This window comes from Halobellus rufus (assembly GCF_000739575.1).
GTDB classification, from domain to species: domain Archaea; phylum Halobacteriota; class Halobacteria; order Halobacteriales; family Haloferacaceae; genus Haloquadratum; species Haloquadratum rufum.
In genome coordinates this window covers 1-19,975 of sequence record NZ_BBJO01000021.1, presented here as the reverse complement: position 1 = coordinate 19,975, position 19,975 = coordinate 1, and the positions used below count along the sequence as shown (strand labels likewise).

Genomic DNA, 19,975 nt, shown 5'->3' with positions numbered 1-19,975 from the left:
CGTCTGTGGTCCGAGATTACGAACGTCATGATGCGGAGGGATGTATGAACTCAGAAGTAGATACGTCAATCCTGAATAGCGTCAACATCAAGCGTTTTACCAAAACAGTACTGGAAAACCACGGTGCGGAGGTTAACCAATCCAACAGTGCAAAATGGCAGGTCACATTCCCACGTGAACTCGCTAACCGATTGGACCGCGAAAACGGTACTCTGGTGTTTGACCCCGCAGATCGCGAATTAGGTGCTGGTGACCTGCTCGTCCAACCAGGGACGCGTGTGTTTTCGGCGCTCTTGGACCTGGTGCAGCAACCGGGCACAGTTGGGAAATTGCGATTAACCGAAGACGAATTACAGGTCAAACCTCCAACGGTACTGCAAGAATCGTCATTGAATGTGAGCGTCACTGATTTCAGCAAACGAACTTCCGACTTTGCGCTGGCGTTCCATTTCCAAGTGCAGTTTGAGACACCATCGTCGTTCCACAGTGAGGAGATGTTCTCCGTGACGATCGATCCAGAGAGTGGTACTCGACTCCCTGACCTCACTGCTCGACTCACGGCGCATCTCCCGCAGCTCCTCCAACAGAACAACGAACACACCGCAGGTGAGATTCCTCAAGAAAAGATTCAGCAGGCGTTTGAGGAAGCACAGCAGGCAGTAATTGATCGTTCCCGGCCTATCGTCTCCGATATTCGGGAGGAAGCTGATGAGACTGCTAGCGAACGGATAGCCGAAATTAGTGACTGGTACGAACAACGCCGAAGCGAGCTTGATAAACAGATTAGTGAGCAAGAGAAGGAAATCCGGAAATGGAAGAAAAAGCGTCGAAAGGCGCGGAAAGATGAGACACGTCGTAGGTACATCAAGAACCGAAAAGAGGCTGAACGGGAGCTAGAACAACTCAAGCAGGAGGTACAGCAAAAAAAGCGCGAATTAGACTCAGAGGAGAGCCAGGAGATTGATGAAGTAATTGAACGGAACGAGGTCGACGTTGACGTATCATTGCTCGGTGTCACCGAAGTTACGTACGCTCGTGGCACACTGACACTGAACGTTAGCTCGTCGCACACTGAACGGGACATTGAAGTGTCGTATCTCCCCGCAACTGATGACTTCCAGGGATTGGACTGTGAAGTCTGTTCACAAGACCTCACCAATGGCGTCCTACCACAATTGTGTGCGAATGGTCATCTCGTCGGGGATCCATGCGCGACCACCTGCCGTAGCTGCGGATTATCGCACTGCGACGCTTGCGACAGTACCTCGACATTCGCTGAGTGCGAGCTTTGCTGGGAGCCCGTGTGTAGCGACTGCCGGCAGACATGCTCGTCATGTGACTCACCAATCTGTACTGACCACAGTGAGATCTGCCAGGCCTGTAGCGCTACAACGTGCCGGTTGTGTGGCGAAGCATGCGATACCTGTGGCGACTTCCACTGCGATTCCCACTTAACGCACTGCACGGACTGCGACGCCTATCATTGCGACGCTCATACTGAATCCTGTGATCACTGTGGCTCCGTTCGTTGTCAAGCACACGTCGGAGAGTGCGACGAGTGTGGCGATATCGTCTGTTCCGACCACGGTGATACCTGCGTCACGTGCGGTGACATCCTCTGCGATAATCACATCGAGTACTGCACACCGTGTTCCGACGAATCAGAGCATAGCGACCAGGGATTCTGCAGTACGCACGTAGTTCGCTGCTCAGTCGGCGACGAAGCCCTATGCAGTGAACATCGTGACATGAAAACCGTCGGCTCCGGGCAGGTGTGTGACTCTCATCGCGGATCTTGCAGTTCTTGTGAGATCCCTTACGCCGACACTGAATTAGATGACGGATGGTGCTCGGCATGTCAGTCAATAGGCGAGACTGACGCCGAAAAGATTCCAAGAGAGGTCGTCGATGAGTTCCGCTCAGTGAAAGCCGGGATGAACGAGGCGTACATGGTGATTCTCGGGAAGAAACTGCTTGGCCGCAACAAGCTCATCGTATTTGATATCCAGTCTGGCGATGAAATTCATCGGCACAACGCAGGGATGCTGAAACAACTTATTGGAGGCTACTAATGACGGAACAGCATACTCTCAAGGAACAACTACAAACCGCGGACTCACTCGCTGAATTCCTAGAAACGACTGACGCATCCGTCAACGCCCAAGCAGAAACGCTCATCCAGTATCGCTGGGACAGGGAGATCCCCAAGGGCCGCGCCGTTGCAATCGTGCGTGAAGAACTCGAACAAATCACCTCCTACGAGAGCATCTCCAGGACTACGTCTGCTCGTTCCCCTCGCTATATGGATCTCACCGATCTAGAGCTCGTTTCCGGATACGAGTTCGAACACATTCTCGCCGAGATTCTTAGCCGAGTCGATGGTGAGGCCCAAGTTACCAAAGCCTCCGGCGACCAAGGTGTCGACGTCGTTTGGTTTCGGGAATCTGAGACAGTCGGCATTCAGGCAAAAGCCTATGACAAGACGAACCCGGTTGGTAACAGCGCAGTCCAAGAAATCTACACCGGTGCCACAGTGCGTAACTCCGAATACGAGATCGATACCGCCGCTGTTGTCACCACCTCACGATACACCAACAGTGCCAAAGAAGCGGCCGCCAACTCAGACGTCACTCTCTACGGGCGCAAGCAGCTCGAAGAATGGCTCGATGACGCCGAGCTAGATGCGGACAGTATGGGTGAAATCCTTGCGGAAATACGGTAGTCTAACCCACCAGATTGCCCCGCAAATCCCATAGCGTTCCTACTCTACTGCTCGAGAATTACACCTATTCACGGTCGTCGGCCTCAATAGCGACGACGGCCTCTCGAAGCTCACTGAGGCTCTCACCGTACTCGTCCTGTGCCTGAGCACCGAACGGGGCCTCCTCAGCCTCGAACGCCTCGATCCGTCCCCTGGTCTGAGCCGCCGCTTCAGCAACCCACGCTTCTCGAGTCGACTCATCGACCTCGGTGATCGACTCGGGCTCAATGGCAACGTTGACCCGATCTCCGGATTCGTAGGTCCGAATCTTGCCGACGATCGCGACGTAGGTGGGCGTCTCCGCTGCTCGGAGCGCCGCCATCGCTTCGGGCTGGTACTGGCCGGCATAGACGTAGACAGCGGAACTGGCTGCGAACACCTTTCCCTGCCAGTACTCCGAATCGTTACCGACGTCAGTCGTCTCAGTAAGCGTCCCGACGACGAACACCCGGTTGATGCCGATCCCAGTTGGCGTCAGGCCGTACACAGGAGCGCGCTCTTCGTCGGATTCCTGGAACGTGTGGGTGGTCGCGTTGAGTTCCTCAGCGAACAGCCGCGTCGCTGGCTGGCGCTGCGTGAGCGCGGGTGCAACTGCATCTGCATCCAACCCAGCTGACACAGCGTCGGTCTCTTCAGCCTCGTCGACGAGGAAGTACGTCCCGAAGACGCTGCCAGTGAGTCGGAACCTGCGACCCAGAAGCTGGTCGCTGATCTCGTCGGCGACGACATCGGTCGAGAGTGCGTCCATCGCCATCGTCGTCGCATCGTCCAACGAGATGCCGGTGACCGCTTCCGTCGCTTCCTCGTTGAACAGCACGCTGACCGACCGCTCACCGTCGTCGAGGATCGCCTTGATTCGGAGGTCGAAGTCGCCGTCTCGCTGCCCGTGTTCGGCACACCGGCCGTTCCGGAGAACGCGAGTGCAGTCGTCCTGTCCACAGCGTTTGATGAGGCCCGAACCTTCCTGAACGTCGATGATGCTCCCGACGACTTCGATCGTGCCGTCGCTGACCTCGACGGACTGGTCTGTCTTGCTGATCGAGGTAGCGGAGTTGCAACTCACCGAGAACCGGCCCTGGTACTCGTCGGTGACGACGCTCTCAAATTCGTAGGTCCCACCCTCCTCGAGTTCGGGCAGATCGGCGCTGGCCCATACGACGAACTTGAGTCGGCCGGACTCGTCACCCAGCAGTCCGACCTGGGCTATCTTCTCGCTCCGGGGCTCCCACAGTTCGACGACTTCGGCGACGATGTCGACCCACTTGTCGGCCTCATCGATGCTGTTGAGCATCGTCCGAGCAGCCTTCTGGGGACGTCCGCCGTAGCCAGCCAGTTTGGCGAGGTCGTCGGTGAGGTCATCGCGGTCGAGGTCGGCATCGGTGCAGGCCTTCCGAACGACGGTTCGAACAGCCTCGTCCATCGGAACTCGGTAGGCGCACATCCGCTCCAGTTGGTCCTCGATATCGCGCTGGTCGAGGACGAACGTCGGGTCACTTCCGCCGGCGACTCGGGATTCGTCGAACGCCGTGAATGCATCGCTGATGGTCTGGATACGATCCTGCAGGTCTGGGGCAACAGTGCTGGACATCGTTGTTCTCCGAGGAGGAACTGGAGGAAGCGTTCGAGACACACCGATTCGCTGTCAGGGTGTGTTTTCGTCGCTCCCTCTCTGATTCTCCTCATCCCCTTGGGTATGATAAATCCCAGAATCAGTCGCCAGCAGGCCACGAAGTCTGAGAGTAATCCGAGGGGGTCAGGCTTGACCTAGGCGTGACAGCAGTTCGTCGGTCCTGTCCTTAGCTTCGCTTCGAGAGACGCCTTCGTCGACGTAGCGCTCGATAACGCGGGCACGAATCTGGCCGTGGTCCAACGTCTCACGAGGTTCGATGTACCCGTTCTCTTCGAGATACGTCTCCAGCTTGTTCGCTTTCCCGCTACGGAAGCGGTTCACTTCGCCATCGTGCAGGGCATCGACGATCTGTCTTCCATCCCCATTGACCGATTCGGCAAGTGCAGTGACCTCGTCGATGAAGTTACCGCTCACCGCACCAGAAGCTTCGAGAGCCTCTCGATCGACGGGTTCGCCACGACCGACCTTCCAGGCGTCGACGAACTCGCTCAGCGCCGCAGCATTCTCCTCTGCGACCGTTATCTGGTCGGAATCAACGGAGGAGAGGTCCCCGTTGCCCCACTGAAGGAGGTTATTCAGCTGCCCCCAGTGCTCGACCCCGAGCTCCAGGAGTTGCTGGAGAGTTTCGACATCGTCGACCAGGTACCACAGGTGCGCCGTCCCCGCGCCACGGTGCGGATTGAACGAGTCCACCTCAAGTTCGTCCCCATACGAAGCGTGGTCGTGACCGTCTCGACTGGGGGCCTTCGGAGTGAATGATTCGACAGATTCCAGATCGGGAATGTGGACCGAATCGTCGACATCGCGAACCGTCGCAAGGTCGATGATTTCGTGGGTGACACCGTTCGTGCTCTCCAGTGCAGCAGTCCACTTCGCCACTTCGTCGCCCTGTGCGGTGAAATAGAAGACCTGACGGCCGTTCCGAGCCAGTTCAATCGTCGACTCGATGATGGTCTTCGCCCTGCGGTCGTCCGTGTTGGCAAGTGTCTCGTCGAGGAGGAGCGGAATCCGAACGCCCTGCTCCTGCTGTTCGACGAAGGCGATCCGAACGGCGAGCAAGACCTGGACCCGAGTACCGCTCGAAAGCTCGTCGAGCCCAAGTCCCTTCTGTTTCGATTCGTCGAACGCACGGAACTCGACTTCGTTCTCGTCGAAGTCCAACCGATACCGGCCACGAGTGATCGTCGCCAGGATTTCACGAGCACGCTGGAAGACGTCCGGGCGACTGGTCTCCATGGTCGCCTCCTGAAGGTGATCCACCAGGACGTCGCCGACCATCGCAGCATAGTCGTCCTCGAGTTGGTCTTGCAGATCATCGAGCGCCCGGTCACGATCTGCAAGCGCCGTTTCAATTTGGTCGTCGGACTTCGCCTGTCTGATCTCCGCCTTGATATCGGCAATCCGTGACTGCAGGTCGTCGAAATCCTCGGCAGTTCGTTCCGCCTCACGGAGGTCCTCTCTGAGGTCAGCAATCTCCTGCTCCTTGAGGTCCGGTTCGAATTCTGGGTAACTTTCGAGTTCTTCGGCCTCCGTGTTCGCCCTGATTTCGGCCTCTCGTACAGCCTCCGCAGCCGAGTCGTATGCTTCGACCTGCTCACAGAGTTCCTCCAACTGATCGTGGTCACCGGAGTTGAGCTCCAGATCCGCAAAGATTTCGTCGCGTTCGTCCTCCAGCGCATCTATCTTCTCGGTCGCTTCCTGAATCGTCTCGGTAGCTTGGTCGAGGTCCCGCTGTGCGGTTTCGCGTTGCTGTTCGCGGTTCTCGAGGTTTCGGATTACCTCGGTCGCCTCGCCGGAGCTCTGGACGCCGTCGTAGCCGTAGGGATCAAGTTTCGCTTGGAGGTCTTCACGGGCGGTCTCGATCTGCTCGTCGACAGTGTCGATGCTCTCTTGAATCCCTTCAACCTCGTCGTGGGCTTCCTGCCAGTCGAGTACTCGCTTGGAGATCACGGCGAGTTCGACATCAGACGCATCTGGCGCGGCGCCCAACTGATCTTGAAGTTTGGTACGTGTTTTCTCCAGATCCCGCTCTTTCTGTTCGAGTGTGTCTGAGTCCGTCGCCAGGCTATCGCGCCATTCGGACCGTCGCTCGGCCAGTTTGTGCGCTGCGATTGCGTCGTACAGTCCGATCAGACGGGCCCGAACCGCATCCTCGGACCACGTCTCTGGTGGCTTTAGACCGGTTTTCTCGAACGACTCACGGTGCGGTTTTCGTGAATTCCCTCCGTCTGCGGACTGTGAGCGGGCGCGCAGCCCATACCAGAAGATGCCAGCGGCGACGACCAAGATGGAGAACAGTAGTGGATGCACCAGGAGTCCCAGCGCGACGGCCGTCGAGGCGAGGGAAATGGCCGAGAACGTGGCGATGCGGAATGCTTCCGAACCGTCGTTCGACTCCGTAGAAACGGACGCAGCCAGCCATTCCTCCAGCGACTGACTCGCACGTTGGAGCGTGGGTAAATCGGGCTCAGGATGCTCCCCGTCCTCCAGAAGTCGCTGGACGGCCTCCCGGGTTTCACGCTCGGACTGGAGTTCCTCGGCCTCTCGTGCGAACTTCGAGACGGTCTTCCACGTGACGGGCTCCAGGCCAACGAGGTCCTCGGTATCGACATCGAGGGGAATGTCCTCTCGGGCAGTTTCTCGCTGCCGTTTTGCGTCAGCCAACTCTCCCTCGAGATCGCGTTTCCGGCCCTCCGCAGAATCGAGGTCATCGCGAAGCTCTTTCAGATGGTCGATACGGCCTGTCGGGAGGCCTTCTTCAGGAAGATCAGCCTCATCGAGCCGGTCCTGAGCGTCCGCTTTCGTTTTCTCGGCCTCGTCTTTTTTGTCGGTCCACTCGTCGATGTCATCTTCGAGGGATCGAACACGCTCGATTTCGTCCCCGTCGACCTGGTCTACGATATCGGGGAACTCGTCGAGCCTCGATTCAGCCTGCTCCAGCTCGTTTCTCGCCTGTGCGTAGTCGATCGCCTGCTCGAGCAGTTCGGAGCGTTCCTGTGCGCGACGCGCTGCCTCCAGTTCACTACGTAACCGGGAGAGTTCGTTCTGCTCTTGGCGCAGTTCGGAAACGTCGTTCCGAGCGTCACGCAACTCCTGAATCGCTCCCTTGGCGTTCTGGACGACGTTCCTGTTGGCACGACTCGGGGAATCCGAATATCCGAGCTCGTCGTATGCTGCAGAGAGATCGTAGCCGCCAGCCGATTCTCGCTCGATTATCTCGGCGAATGATTCGTTGTTGTTGTCTCGCTGGAGGAGATCGTGGAGGGAAAGACGGTAGCGGTCGCGTTGATCGGCCGGCGGGAGGCTCGGACCGTTCGCCTCCTGGCCGTCACGCTGGTAGCTCGTGCGCCCATTGTCGACTTCGACTCGCCAGGCTTCACCATTCAGTGAGAGCTGCCCCACGAGGGATGCACGTTCGTCGGCGGTCTCGGGCCAGCAAAGCCATTCGAGCGACTCAGCGAGCGTCGTCTTTCCTGCCGCGTTCGGCCCATGAACGACATTGATGCCGGAGCACAGGTCATCGACCGAGAAGCCACCAGTTTCGAACCCAGGAGCTTGGACGATCTGGATTTCCTCGAAGCAGATCGGGTCCCTGGTCACGCCTTACCCCCCTTTTGGCTGAGTAGGGTATCGAGCAGCACCCGTGCTTGCTGTTCGAGATGGTCGATTGCGTCAGCGTCGTCCGGATCCTCAAGTTCAGTCTCGCGTCGAAGCGGGTTGTACGCATTCGCACTATGAGCCTGCCGTACAGCGCCTAGCGAGTCATCGACCACGTCACCGTAGGCTTCGCGAGGATCACCGTCCTCGATTTCGAGCAGGAGACCCGCGAGGTATGCAGCTGCATTGTCTCCCTCCGCAAGGTCTTCGAGATCGATTGCCGGCCGGGTATCGACATCAATCGATTCGATCCGGACCGAAACCGATCCCTCCCGGAATCCGAGGTCACGCTCCATCGATCGATGCTGATCGACGAGCGCCGAGTGCGCATCCGTCCGTCCGGTGAGACGAACGCGAACGAGGCTGAGCTCCAGCGACCTCGTATCGAGTTCGGAGCGAACGTGTTCCTTGATTTCGTCCGAAATGACGGCGGTCGCTTCCTGTGGGTCGTCTACCCCGGAGACATCGACCGAAACCCGGTCGTAGCGAACGGATGCCAGAGGGATCTGTTCAGCATGTACGTCTCCGTTTTCGGGTATCGAAATCGTCCACGGGCCGTGGGCCCGCTGTTCTCCTGGGTCAAGGGGTTGTGGCGACCCGGAGTACAAGGCCAGTGGACGCGAGTCGATTTGGATGCCTGGACTGTGAATATGACCGAGTAGCCAGGCATCTGCTGCGGTGTCGCGGAGTTCGCTCGACAGAACCGGTGCATACCGGCTGCCTCGCGAGTCTAGATCGGCGTGAAGCACGCCGATCTGGGGCGCGTCATCAGTCGTCGGAAGCTCGTACTCTTCGAGTGGGGACTCGTAGACGTGTTCGGCTGAAAACGACCAGCCATCGAAGTGGGCGATGGGCTCGCCGTCCCGTTCGAGCGTCCAGCGTTCCCACTGCCCGTCTCTCCCGAGAAACTGGAGCGTGTCAGCGTCGAGGTTATCGACCATCTCAGGGAGGGCATCGAAGTCGTGGTTCCCGGCTACCACGACGATTGGAATCCCCGCTTCGTCGAGTTGTGCAACCCCGTCTTCGAACGCGCCATACGCCTCGAAATAGCGATTCTCCTGATCGACAACATCACCAGCAATCACGACCGCGTCGACGTCCCGGTCGATTGCTTCTTGGACCGTCGACAGCCAGACAGCTTTCGGCGACAGCTCCGGACCATCCAAATCATCCGGAATTCGACTCGGGTGACGGCCGAGGTGGAGATCTCCCGTGGACAGTAGTTCCAAGGCGTCCTTCATGAGTACAGCTAGACAGTGAGATAGAACCACAAGTCACTGATAAATAAATGTCACCCATTCTTGCACTGAGAGAGGGTGAGACGTATCCAATATACAGTTACTGTTTGGAATCTCATTTTTGCTAAGACTCAAGGCTCGACTACAGAGCGAGTGTTCATCATAGCGTCAATCTAAAAGAAAAATTTGTAAGACAAGGCATCCAACCGGGTCCATATGTCCGAAGCCTTCGTCGGCCAGGGAGAATATCTCTCTTTTGAACTAGTAGGAGCAGAACACATAGACGAGACCGTCTCTGACTATGGAGAGACTCTTCATTATGATGGCTTGTTACTCAGCCTTGTAATTGAGAACATCAGCAATTCCATTTGTTACTGGGATCGCGATGAATTTGAAATCGTTGATGCCAATGGCTTTGCGTATTCGATAAAGGATAGCGAAGAGTACTATCATCTAGAACAGTTGATACCTGGGGGCTGGTACGTAGATCTTGATAAGCTACAGCCAAATCGGAAATATAGATATGTTGTATTTATTGACGATTTCCACGGAGAGCTAGGACTCATATCTTACGAAGCGAAGCATACGTCATTATTGCATTCCTCAGACCCAGATGCGTTACAGAAGTCGGAACAAGTGGAAATTGATATTTCAAGTGCTCCTAGTCATGATGTCGGTGGTGTACCTGAGCTACGCGATATCTTTACCGAAAAATGACTGATCCGAAAGAGCATATTAAGCAGCTCCGTACTCGGCAGGAAGATACGGATCCAAGTCTGTTGAAAGCGCTTGCAGGTGCGATCAATCGGCTGGAGAAAGCATTTCCAGAGCAATGGCACTTTTTGATGGAGTTCCTGCAGAACGCCGATGACTGCCAAAGTTCTTCATTTTCCTTAGAATTGACAGAGGACCGCATCCAGATATATAATGACGGTCGTCCGTTCGATTATGACGATATCGAGAGCCTATGTAATGTCGGACACTCTTCCAAAGCACATTCTGAGAAAGGTGAAGAGTATATTGGGTATCTTGGAGTAGGATTCAAGTCAGTCTTTTTAATATCGGATAATCCCCGTATCAATTCGAGTGGCTATCAGTTTAAATTCGACAAAGAACACTGGGATGACCCCAGCCAAATTCCGTGGCAGATTACACCATTGTGGATGAACCACGGTGTTCCGCAGATCCCAAAACAGTATTCCACCGCTTTCGACATTCCTATCTCCGATGCGATTACAAGCGAGACCTTCGACAAGCTTGTTCAAGAACTGAGTGCAGAGCACATATCAGATACCACTGTTCTCTTTCTAAAGAACTTAGAGACAGTCAATATACACGATCGAATCAATAACGTCTCAAAAACAATCGAAAAGGAACTCCTCGAATCAAATTCAGAGTATGAGATAATCCGAATAACTGTAGAACAAGACGGAGAAAAGAAGACTAATAAATGGCTTGTCTTTGATAATATCGTTTCAGTCCCTGATCAGGTCAAAGACGACCCTATGACACAGCGATGGGAACGCGATAATCTAGACACTAGAGAAGTCCGAGTCGCATTCAAATTGGATGACGATGGCCAGTTGCAGAAACACGAAGGTACCGCCCATATGGGAGTGTTTAGTTTCTTGCCGTTGAAAGAAGTTCCCAGCGGTTTGAATTTCTTAGTACAAGCCGACTTCCTTACAGCACCTGGACGCGAAACAATACATCGAGACGCACCATGGAACCGCTGGCTAGCACGAGAAGTTTCTCAGCTGATTCAGGACCATGTTGTCCCTACGTTCAAGCATAATGAGAAGTGGAAACAGAATTTTACCAAAGTTCTCTACCCCAAGGAAGGCGGTCATAGTTTGTTTAATGAGGAGATACAGCAGCCCCTTCAAGAATACCTGAAAGAGTCTCCAGTTATCCTTACTACAGATGGTGAGTTTGTTAAACCATCAGGCTGCGTGACGATACAGGACTCATTAAATGAGCTGATTTCAGCCTCCGACTTTTCTGAGCTATACCCAGACAGGGCAAACATCCATTCAGACTGCGAGACTGTATTTCAGCTGAAAAATGAGATGAGCGATGGCCCTTCATTCTCCTCATCTAAAGGGCTCTCAAACAGCATGGAGGCTCTCTTAGAGTTGAAATCATCAAATCAAAATGTCGCCTTTTTCAAGAGTCTCTACCAGCTATTTGGAGAGTGGGCAGATAGTACTCTTGCTGGGACAAGAATCAGACGAGAGCCTATTGTTCTCACCGAAGAGTATGAATTAAAACAGCCAAAAGAGGTCTCATATCCTGCAAAAGGCGTTACAATTCCAGAACAGCTTCGGGGAAGTATATCCATACTTCATCCTGATCTCCGCACCGCAGGCATTCTGAACACTCTAACGACCTTAGGAGTGGAGGAGATAACACAGGAAGATATAGAACACAAACTGCAAGCTTCAAATTCGCTCAATTTAGGGCGTCAATGGCCGAAGCTGGATGAGCAATCGAAGATTGACAAAACGCGGGAGTGCTTCGAACTATATCTTCAACAGGAGATTGAGGCTACAGATCTGGGCGCCATAGAAGTCCTTACAAAAGATGGGGAATGGCTTTCTCCTTCATCGGCTATCTTCTCACAAGATTACAATCCAGAGCACCGAATTGAACAACTCCACGACAACGGATTGGTCCCTGGAAACCCAGATTTCCTCTCCTCACAGTATCTTCGCTCATCTGATCAAGTCAGTCAATGGCGCCGCTTCTTTGAAGAGCTCGGAGTAGACTCAAATCTCGACAAGACTACCTTTGTAGAACAAATAGCAGTCGAAACAGCATTACGGTTCGAAGAAACCCAAGGTCGAGAGGCAAAAGCACTACCTCGTCATGAGGAAGTAGAAGGCTACGATCTTGAGTCAGATGGGCGAGTTATCGAGGTGAAAGGCAGTGATTCAAGTTCGCCATCAGTTCGACTAACAACTAAGCAGTTCTCCCGTCTGAAATCGGATCGAGATAATTACTATCTATACATCGTACGCAATACATTAAGCAGACCACGTTTAGTCGAGATTAAAGGAGAGAACGTATTGGATGTGGACAGATCTATTCAAATTAACTTCGATGAGATACAAACAATCTCCGAAAACGAGTACGAAGTCATATAATCCGGCTGAAATCACTTAGGAACCAAAGACAGGGAATTTCCTTGTCAACAGTACATTCAGGACGTAGTGACGTCGCGCCAGGGTTGTTTTCGCCCCTGATGGCGGCCGTTTAAGAACTCCATCAGCAGGGTGACCACGACATCTCAGGATAGTCGCCGGCGAAGGCGGTCGAGTAGTCTGCTTGAGGATGATTTCCCCTCTTCTGGGGCTGCACTAATCTCTTCACTAGAGGGGAGGCCGTCATCGGCAGCCGTATTCTCGCTGTCGTGCTTGCCTCGTCCATTCGAATGAAGCTCCGCACTGTCTTTGGATTCACTGTCACCATTTCGTTCAGTGGAGGACTGGTGTATAGGGTGGCTTCGACTCCCGTTGCTGGTGACAGTGTCTATGTCCCTCAGTTCTCTGAGGAGAGTCCTCTCGCTGGCAGGGTCAATCCCGAGAACTGTCCGATACTGACGAAGCCGACTCTCTAATTCTGCAATCCGCTCACGCTTCTCGTCAAGGTCACGCTGCTGACGTTGTACCTTTGCGGCTAAACGACGAGCGTCGTCAACGGCGTCAGTATCCACAGGATCAAAACCAGTGTTATGAGCTGGCTCCTCCGAGAGTGCCGTCTCACCTAGGTTTTCGTCTCGGTCATCAGGTGTTGAACGCTCTCGGCCCGTTGGCGGGGTGTAGTAGTCATCGATAGTCAGGAGCGTCCGAGCGATACACACGTCTCCATACGTCGCGCCGTTCGCGAAGTGAACCCGATCCCACTTTCCCCGGTAGAGGCCGGAATCCCGGAACAAGCGATCCATCCGTTCGGGATCGCCACCGGTCCAAAACCCCAGGTAGAAACACAGCCCCATGTCTGCCTCCGACTGCGAGGGATATCGGCTCTCGGGTGACGCCCAGAGTTCCTTGTTTCCATCGTAGAGAGCCGCGATGGTGTCGCCACTTTTCGAGGCCATCGCCTGCTCTAGGAGTGCGTCATCGTCGAGGGCGACCCCGGGACCGGCGATTTCGTCGAGTGTAGCCGGGGGATCATCGGGAAGGACATCTACGCTGCAACTGTGCAGTGCGACCTCGAGCGCCGGATCTTCTATGTCCGGGAAATCGAGGCCATAGCGAGCATACAGACTCGACTTCGAACCGAGAGCCTGTGGTTTCTCGTCACCGGATTCTCCATTGGGTCCATCACCAGTAGGTTCGCCACCCTGTGCTTCGTTCCTAGTCTCCGCTGCCGCGTCGACCACCTGGTCGAGGTCAACTGCCTCAGTATCCGAATCGGGGGAGGACTGAACGTATTCGTAGTGGACACCGAACAGTGCGTCTTGCCGGCGAGCAATCGTCTCAGGCGTCCCGTCGACGTGGTCCGTCGTGACGGTGAAGAACCGAGCTTCGTCGTACATCTCGACGTCACCACGCCGGTTGCGTCCAGGCGGGAGTTCTCCTTCGAGGAGGACGTGAACACCACGGCCAGATGGAGAAACCTCGGTGTAGGAATCGAGTCGCTCGACGATATCACGAGCCCAGTCAGTGAGGTCACCAGTAGCAGGATCACGACAGTCATCCAGGTCAACGCCGACGATAGAGGTCTCGGAGGCGAAGACGAATCCAATCCCATCGGTATCGACGCGGTCGCTCTGATGGAACTCGAGCGCGCTCTGGAGATCACGCCACGTTGCGGGGTCCGTCGCACTGGCGTTCGAGGTCCCACTGGTATGATAGGGCTTGATCGGAACCTTTGTCGGCTTCCCATCACGTTCGACCTCCTGCCAACAGATCCATTGCTCACACTCGGCCAATCTATCTGGAATCAAACGCTCGTCGATTTCACTGCTGGACATGGATGGAACGGGGAACTGCTTCTGTCGTATTCACGGCCGATTCGGTATCGCGATAAATCTCAGTGCGGCGCTGTGCGCTCTGTGCCCCCTCCGAAACGAGCCCGTGCGCCCAAAACCGTATGACTGCGCGCTGCTCGTGCGGACCTGCGTTCCCTCTCCTTCCAAGACCTATTCTAGGTGTTTCGTCGATAGACGCAGGAAAGCAGGAGGTCGCTTTAGAGACTCTATAGAGCGCCCGGTGCGCCCAGCTAGTGACGCAGATCATGGCCCTCTGAGTCCTCCTCAGCTTGGTCGACTGATTCGATGATATTGCGACCGCCGACGAATCGCCATTCGCGGGGATTGTCGAACGCCTCCTCGGAGAGACGTGCATAGTTCTTGGTAGTTTTGTGGGGTACGTTCTCAAGACGTCCAGCATTGGCCAGTGCTCTGATGATTTCGTGGGCGACGTCCGTATGCGGGACTACCCACATCTTCCTGACCCCCTCGAACGACGCGAGATCATCGTAGTGTTTGACCATCAGTTCCGGGCGGATGTTCGTCACCACCTCAGCAATCACTGCGAGTTGTCGGCTGCCGTCGTCACGCGGAAGGAACGCGGCGACGTCGAAGACCATCCCGCCGGCCATCGGCTCGTAGTAGGTCTCGACGAGAAGACCCCGGTTTCGAAGGTGCCGAGCGATGTACTCGACGTAGACCCTTGTGAGCCGTTTTCTCGAATAGGTCGCCGTTGTTCCGGCCCGCGTAGATCTTCCTGCTGACTGCAGTCTGCCCAGCTGGAGGAACGTAGTAGTACTTCCGACCGTACACGCGCTGAATTTCGAGGAATCCGTCTTCCACCAACTGCTCTTCGTCGACCTCCCCCTCTATTGCATCTCGGATGGCCGTCATCGACTGCGTCAGATCGTACCCATCCAGTTCGCCGTTGATCCCCTCGATCACATCTCGAAGGAACTGCCGTTCTGTGTCTGGCAGGTCACCCTCCTGGTCGGGATTCTTCGCAGTCACAGGTGTCGCTGGAAGATCAGAGACGTGGGGTGTGGTATCTGCGGTTGGTCCCTCCGCTCCTGGAGTGTCTCTATCCGTCGCATCATCCGATTGAACTCGTGATGGCGAACCAGTTCCGAGAACGGTTCCGAACTCGTTGGAAGCCCCGCCCAGAGCAGAATCTGAATGGGACTCCACCTGAGAGTCGTCTTCGTCCGGGTTCCTGGACTCGTCAGTGTCGTCGGGAGCCGGGCGTTCAGCCTTCTCATCTCTGTCCGGAGGCGTCGGTGGTCGTTCGGTTGTCGCGCTGTTCATCGGGCCGGTTCCATAGCGGGCTGCACGCTGGGCGGCATCTGGCGGGCTGTTGACGCCAGGGACGAGACAATACGTGAATCGAGTGCGTGACCACTGCAGTTCGTCGGCTTCCTGGAAGGTCATCGCTGCCGTCGGGCTGTACGTGCCCGCGTCGACCGACTCCTCTCCATCGCTGTGTCCGTCGGGGACGGGAAGCGGCTTGAGCGTCACCAACTCCGGCGTGTCGGTCATGAAGCCGGTATCGGGTAACTGGGCGAGCCACTCACCGCGAGGGAGTGACGCAATCCGATTCGAGAGGGCGACAGCGTCGAGTTCTTCGTGAAACAGCGTCGTCGCCAGCTCGTCGTCGATTGCGAGCTTGCCGATGAGCTTGGTGTTGATGTTGCGGAGGATTTCCTTGTAGGCCCGCGTATCGAATGCGTCACGTTTGACCTGCTCAGGGAAGTGGACGATGAGTTCGAACGCGAGAGCGAACTCACGGGCGTCAGGAATCATCTCGTCACGAACGAGACTTGACTGCATGATCGGTGCGGCCTCGTCGATGATCAGGTTCACACAGTAGCCGTCGGCAGGGTCGAGGACAGTCCGGTTCCATCGCTTTCGGAGTCGCACCCACGACCAGAGGTAATCCAGCATCAGCACCGTGAAGACGTTGCTTGACGCGGGGCGGAACTCGCCGGTATCGATCAGCACGACCGACTTCGAATCGAGAAGCCCATCGAGGTCGAGCAGCATCTGCTCGTCAGCATACCGCTGGGCTTCCCCATCCCATTCGGGAACGAAGTTCAGCATTCGCCAGATGAAATCTCGCTCTTTCAGCTTCGTGATGCGGTTGAGAACGGCGTCGATCGACGTGGCGAAGCGTCGTTCCTCGGCACTGAAGTGGCGCGTGAGCGTCGCGTGAAGCTCTGGATCGCTGACCTCTGGAACTTTCTGTTCGGTCTGCATCTTCGTGGCCGCATTGAGGAGGTCGCTGATGGCGTACGCGTCTTGGCCGTACACCGGGTCGAACAACGCACCAATGAGATTGCTGAGAATCTCCTGTGCGACGAACGCCTGGTTGTGTTGTTCGTCACCAAGGACGTACTCCAGCAGTTCGTTGTAGCGGTCGATCTTCTCCTGAACAGCTGCCTCGCGACTCATGCCAGCCGCGATCTGGGGCCGAATGTCGAAGAACGGGAAGGCGGGCAGTTCGCCGTTCGGCCCTGGAACCGGGAGATGGACGATGTCGTCGAGGTCGCCGAACTGGCGGAAGTGCGCTCGTTTGTACTCTGTCGCCATACTGCCGCCCTTCTTGTCGAAGATGAAGATCGGCCCGTCGAGTTCTTCATACGCGCTAAGACCGTCGTTGATCATCGCGGTCGTCTTCCCGCCACCCGTCGTCGACGCCCTGAGTACGTGATGGGTGAGTTGCTCCGCAGTCAGACTGATAGGGATGTTGTCGCGGTCGGGAGATGCCGTTTCAGCCTCACCGATGCACATCCCAGAGTCGAATTCCGCGAGCAACTCTTCGTCGGTCGCGGTGAGTGGTGAACGAGCGTCTGGAGCCCCACCAGACGCGCCACGGCTTGCCTTCGGGAGCGCGCCTGTGCTGGGTACAGTAACGAAATTCGCGAGTTCGTCTGGGCTAGCGACGATGATCGGGTTCTTGCTCTGGAAGCGCTCTCGGATACTCGTCGCGCTCAGTCGCGACCGGCAGAGCGCGTCGAACTCGTGCCCAATCCGACTGACGCTTGCCCCCTCGACGCCGTAGTACGGCCCGCTCAGAGCCGTGAACGCGCCAGTGACGCCGTTCACCACGCTCGGTTCGCCAGCCGCTCGTAGGGAGACATCGAACGTCACGGTCGGCTGCTTCAGGTCGATCTGTCCCATTCGGCTGTGTCGCGTCGATTGACCGTCTCCTCCGCCAGAGATGGTCCCACCTATCTGCTCGGGCGTATCAGGCCGGTGACGCTGCCGTCGCTCCTCTTCAGACGTGCCGAGAATCATCGCGGCAGCCTCCTGCTTGAACGAACTGAAGACGCCAGTCGTCCCCATCTTGAGGTTCCGTTTCTGGACCTCTGCTTCCTTCGTCCAGTCACGACGAGGCGTGAAGACGACCTGGAAGACGAACGGGTCGTCCGTCTCCGTTGCCTGTTCGAGGAGAACACTCAGGGGCGACCGGAACGAATCCTCGATGTCGACCGAGATCTCGCTGAACTGCGAGAGCAGCGTCATCCAGTCATTATTCTTCGTCTCAACGCCCTCCCAGCGAACCATCGCCGGCGGCGTCGGATCGGCATTCGCGTCACGCCCAGATTCGTCGCGGGTATCTTCAGCTGTGTCGAGAAGGTCTGGTTCGAAGCCGTCCAGTTCAATGAGTTCGTCGATACCGTCGAATGCGGCCAGATCCGCGAGCGTCGCACCAGCGGGCTCGACGTCGTCGACGAAGATGTCGGTCGTGGCGAACGGGACGATTTCGAAGTGGAAGCTCTCGGGATACATCGCCCGAACGTTCGCTGCAAGGTGTTCGAGTGCCTCGACCTCGTAAGGCCGAACGCCGAGGTAGAAGTCGAAACGACGGGTATCTGCTCCCAGCGAACCCGAGCGTCTTGAACACGACTGTCCTCTCGAATTTTGCGTACATCGATCAGCTGTGGGTAGTTACTGGCCTCTCTGGAATCTGTACGGTACCAGTCGTGCGTGAGGAGCTCGAACACGGCGTCGATAACTACCCATATCTCCAGGAAGCACTCGATATGCTTGATGACGAGATCCCGGTCGCGCCGATCTCGGATACTGTCGCAAACAGAGAAGCCGTTGTTGGTGAGCATCTCGACCCCGGGGAAGCACAGGCGTTCGCCCTCGCCGACGCACACGACGGTCGGCTGCTGACAGACGACGGAGATGCCCGATCGTTTGCGAAAGACCAGGGCGTGACCGTTGTCGGGTCGGTTGGCGTTCTGTTGGCTGCAATCGATGCTGGGAAGATCGATGAAGCGACTGCTGACGGGTGGCTGTCGACGTGGATCGATGAGATCGGTTACTACGTCCCGTATCGGACGATTTCCGAGTATCGATGACGGGCTTGCTTGTGTTCGAAACGCCTGATTAGTGTGCCCGTGAACACGTCTATTACCAATGAGTGAAGCCGACAGACGACTATCCGAAGAGAGTGAGCAACGGTTTCTAGACCTGTACGCCCATCTGTTGGTGTATGTCAACGACCGATTCGAGGTCATCGAAGAAATCGAAACAGTCGCTGATCTGGAACAGCACTACACTGACGAGCTTCTCCCACTCCGAAATACGCTGTACAACGAGTCAACGACGGACCTGATAGAGGACTTCGTTGAACAGAATCCTCCCGAACTGTCAGAAGCTGATCTCGAACAGGTCGCAGCGTGGACTGATTTCGTCGCCGGAGAGTTCGTCGCCGTTCGCTATCGAGCGGACGATGCGATCTTTCTCGATTGGACAGAACCGCCGAAAGCATACGCAGTCCGGCCGGCTCGGCTGCCGTTCACCGAAGTGTGGGACGAATCTGCACTTCCAGTCCCGGTTTCGAGTGTCGTCCTATTGCCGTTCGAGGACCAGATCGTCTACGATGGATGGATCGGTGTCAAGAACATCAGGGCCCGCTACGCCGTCGAGGCGTACACGACACTCCCAGAGGATACTGACCCCCTCGACAAGCAGCGAGCGCGCTACGCGGCGCTGAAGGCGGCTCGTGACCGGGCGCTGGTGTTCGTCTTGGCGTACACAGCTGTCCGCGTCGGAGAACTCCTCCGGGATCCGAATGACCCACGCCGGCGCGGCGTCCGCTGGGAGGACCTCTCCCTCGACGACGGGAGTATGGACGTCTACCGGAAGAAACAGCAATGGGACGCCGCGAGTCTCCCCGACCCGGTGATCTCGCCGCTGCGGAGCTACCGCCAGCTGATGGACCCACCGACGGGGCGCTGGCCGGTGTTTCCCACGTTCGACCAGCGGACGCTCGCAGGGCTCGTCCAGGATGAGCTCGCCGACCGAGGGGAACATACGGAGGCAATCGCCGAACGCCGTGAGGAGTACGCTCGCGACCTCCTCCTGGCGCTCGATGAGGATATTCGGCCGCCCTCGATTACGACGGACGGCACACGATCGATTCTCCAACGGCTCTCAGAAGCTGCAGAGATAGACATCGACCATCCGAAACACGATTACCTTGCTCCACACGGCGGCCGGCGTGGAATGGGTGAAGTTCTCGTTCGAGCATTCGGATACACGGTTGCCGCCCGGTATCTCGACAATTCAGAGGAGATGGTGAGAGAGCGGTATTCACATATCGAGGCCGGAGAACTCGGTGATGTCGCTACTGAGGCGCTCGAGGAGATCGATAGTATACCGTAGTAACATATTTCGAGTGTGAGGGGTAGACCGTCGCGTTC

General features: G+C 56.3%; 12 protein-coding genes and 4 pseudogenes. 8 read left to right on the top strand and 8 right to left on the bottom strand.

From position 1 onward, the window contains the following. Positions 1–44: 44 nt before the first annotated feature. Together ACP99_RS19945 and ACP99_RS09660 are read left to right on the top strand one after the other, a co-directional pair. Positions 45–2,072 (top strand): hypothetical protein, encoded by a 2,028-nt coding sequence (locus ACP99_RS19945; RefSeq protein ID WP_156105643.1) that lies wholly within the window; start codon positions 45–47, stop codon positions 2,070–2,072. Beyond that, positions 2,072–2,722, top strand: a complete 651-nt coding sequence (locus tag ACP99_RS09660; protein WP_049986409.1) for a restriction endonuclease — start codon at positions 2,072–2,074, stop codon at positions 2,720–2,722. The genes ACP99_RS19945 and ACP99_RS09660 overlap by 1 nt, the downstream gene beginning before the upstream one ends. Positions 2,723–3,350: 628 nt before the next feature. Here the strand turns inward: ACP99_RS09660 and ACP99_RS21525 are convergent. Beyond that, a pseudogene (locus tag ACP99_RS21525) lies at positions 3,351–4,202 on the bottom strand (replication factor A); the annotation flags it as partial. A 312-nt stretch (positions 4,203–4,514) separates the two neighbouring features. Then, positions 4,515–6,002 carry an ATP-binding protein gene (locus ACP99_RS20890; protein WP_231554266.1) on the bottom strand — a complete coding sequence of 496 codons (1,488 nt, stop codon included), beginning with the start codon at positions 6,000–6,002 and terminating at the stop codon, positions 4,515–4,517. 6 nt (positions 6,003–6,008) lie between these two features. On the opposite strand from ACP99_RS20890, the gene ACP99_RS20885 reads away from it, so the two are divergent. Continuing rightward, the gene (locus ACP99_RS20885; RefSeq protein WP_231554265.1) at positions 6,009–6,443 is read left to right on the top strand and encodes a hypothetical protein; all 435 of its coding nucleotides are present in this window, start codon (positions 6,009–6,011) and stop codon (positions 6,441–6,443) included. A 420-nt stretch (positions 6,444–6,863) separates the two neighbouring features. Further along, positions 6,864–7,421, top strand: coding sequence for a hypothetical protein (locus ACP99_RS21520; protein WP_394324863.1), 558 nt, complete (start codon positions 6,864–6,866; stop codon positions 7,419–7,421). On the opposite strand, the pseudogene ACP99_RS20880 reads toward ACP99_RS21520, so the two are convergent. Continuing rightward, positions 7,374–7,991, bottom strand: a pseudogene (locus ACP99_RS20880) (ATP-binding protein); the annotation flags it as partial. The gene ACP99_RS21520 and the pseudogene ACP99_RS20880 overlap by 48 nt on opposite strands. Beyond that, complete coding sequence (locus ACP99_RS09645; RefSeq protein WP_049986407.1) at positions 7,988–9,289, bottom strand: metallophosphoesterase family protein; 1,302 nt, start codon at positions 9,287–9,289, stop codon at positions 7,988–7,990. The pseudogene ACP99_RS20880 and the gene ACP99_RS09645, both read right to left, overlap by 4 nt. A 213-nt stretch (positions 9,290–9,502) precedes the next feature. Between ACP99_RS09645 and ACP99_RS19940 the strand changes: the two genes are divergently transcribed. Both ACP99_RS19940 and ACP99_RS19175 read left to right on the top strand, forming a co-directional pair. Next, the gene (locus ACP99_RS19940; protein ID WP_156105642.1) at positions 9,503–10,003 is read left to right on the top strand and encodes a hypothetical protein; all 501 of its coding nucleotides are present in this window, start codon (positions 9,503–9,505) and stop codon (positions 10,001–10,003) included. After that, positions 10,000–12,432 (top strand): sacsin N-terminal ATP-binding-like domain-containing protein, encoded by a 2,433-nt coding sequence (locus tag ACP99_RS19175; RefSeq protein ID WP_081927375.1) that lies wholly within the window; start codon positions 10,000–10,002, stop codon positions 12,430–12,432. Before ACP99_RS19940 ends, ACP99_RS19175 begins: the two co-directional genes overlap by 4 nt. Positions 12,433–12,575: 143 nt before the next feature. On the opposite strand, the gene ACP99_RS21615 is transcribed toward ACP99_RS19175, so the two are convergent. The 4 genes and pseudogenes from ACP99_RS21615 to ACP99_RS09630 all read right to left on the bottom strand — a co-directional run bounded on the left by ACP99_RS21615 (position 12,576) and on the right by ACP99_RS09630 (position 18,050). Beyond that, positions 12,576–13,283 (bottom strand): phage NrS-1 polymerase family protein, encoded by a 708-nt coding sequence (locus ACP99_RS21615; protein ID WP_449271590.1) that lies wholly within the window; start codon positions 13,281–13,283, stop codon positions 12,576–12,578. 423 nt (positions 13,284–13,706) lie between these two features. After that, positions 13,707–14,264, bottom strand: a pseudogene (locus tag ACP99_RS21610) (hypothetical protein); the annotation flags it as partial. 248 nt (positions 14,265–14,512) lie between these two features. After that, positions 14,513–14,881 carry a hypothetical protein gene (locus tag ACP99_RS09635; protein ID WP_156105641.1) on the bottom strand — a complete coding sequence of 123 codons (369 nt, stop codon included), beginning with the start codon at positions 14,879–14,881 and terminating at the stop codon, positions 14,513–14,515. After that, a complete protein-coding gene (locus ACP99_RS09630; protein WP_049986404.1) occupies positions 14,847–18,050 on the bottom strand; it encodes an ATP-binding protein in 3,204 nt (1,067 codons plus the stop codon). The genes ACP99_RS09635 and ACP99_RS09630 overlap by 35 nt, the downstream gene beginning before the upstream one ends. Positions 18,051–18,133: 83 nt before the next feature. Between ACP99_RS09630 and ACP99_RS09625 the strand changes: the two genes are divergently transcribed. Both ACP99_RS09625 and ACP99_RS09620 read left to right on the top strand, forming a co-directional pair. Beyond that, positions 18,134–18,628 (top strand): twitching motility protein PilT, encoded by a 495-nt coding sequence (locus ACP99_RS09625; RefSeq protein WP_049986416.1) that lies wholly within the window; start codon positions 18,134–18,136, stop codon positions 18,626–18,628. Between the two features lie 550 nt (positions 18,629–19,178). Continuing rightward, positions 19,179–19,937, top strand: a pseudogene (locus tag ACP99_RS09620) (site-specific integrase); the annotation flags it as partial. Positions 19,938–19,975 lie beyond the last annotated feature (38 nt).

Excerpts from the sequence above, each read along its gene's own strand:
- ACP99_RS21615 (WP_449271590.1), bottom strand. The coding sequence starts at position 13,283 with ATGGGGCTGTGTTTCTACCTGGGGTTTTGGACCGGTGGCGATCCCGAA.
- ACP99_RS19940 (WP_156105642.1), top strand. The coding sequence starts at position 9,503 with ATGTCCGAAGCCTTCGTCGGCCAGGGAGAATATCTCTCTTTTGAACTA.
- ACP99_RS19175 (WP_081927375.1), top strand. The coding sequence starts at position 10,000 with ATGACTGATCCGAAAGAGCATATTAAGCAGCTCCGTACTCGGCAGGAA.
- ACP99_RS21520 (WP_394324863.1), top strand. The coding sequence starts at position 6,864 with ATGCTCCCCGTCCTCCAGAAGTCGCTGGACGGCCTCCCGGGTTTCACG.
- ACP99_RS09630 (WP_049986404.1), bottom strand. The coding sequence starts at position 18,050 with ATGTATCCCGAGAGCTTCCACTTCGAAATCGTCCCGTTCGCCACGACC.
- ACP99_RS19945 (WP_156105643.1), top strand. The coding sequence starts at position 45 with ATGAACTCAGAAGTAGATACGTCAATCCTGAATAGCGTCAACATCAAG.
- ACP99_RS09635 (WP_156105641.1), bottom strand. The coding sequence starts at position 14,881 with ATGGTCTTCGACGTCGCCGCGTTCCTTCCGCGTGACGACGGCAGCCGA.
- ACP99_RS09645 (WP_049986407.1), bottom strand. The coding sequence starts at position 9,289 with ATGAAGGACGCCTTGGAACTACTGTCCACGGGAGATCTCCACCTCGGC.
- ACP99_RS09660 (WP_049986409.1), top strand. The coding sequence starts at position 2,072 with ATGACGGAACAGCATACTCTCAAGGAACAACTACAAACCGCGGACTCA.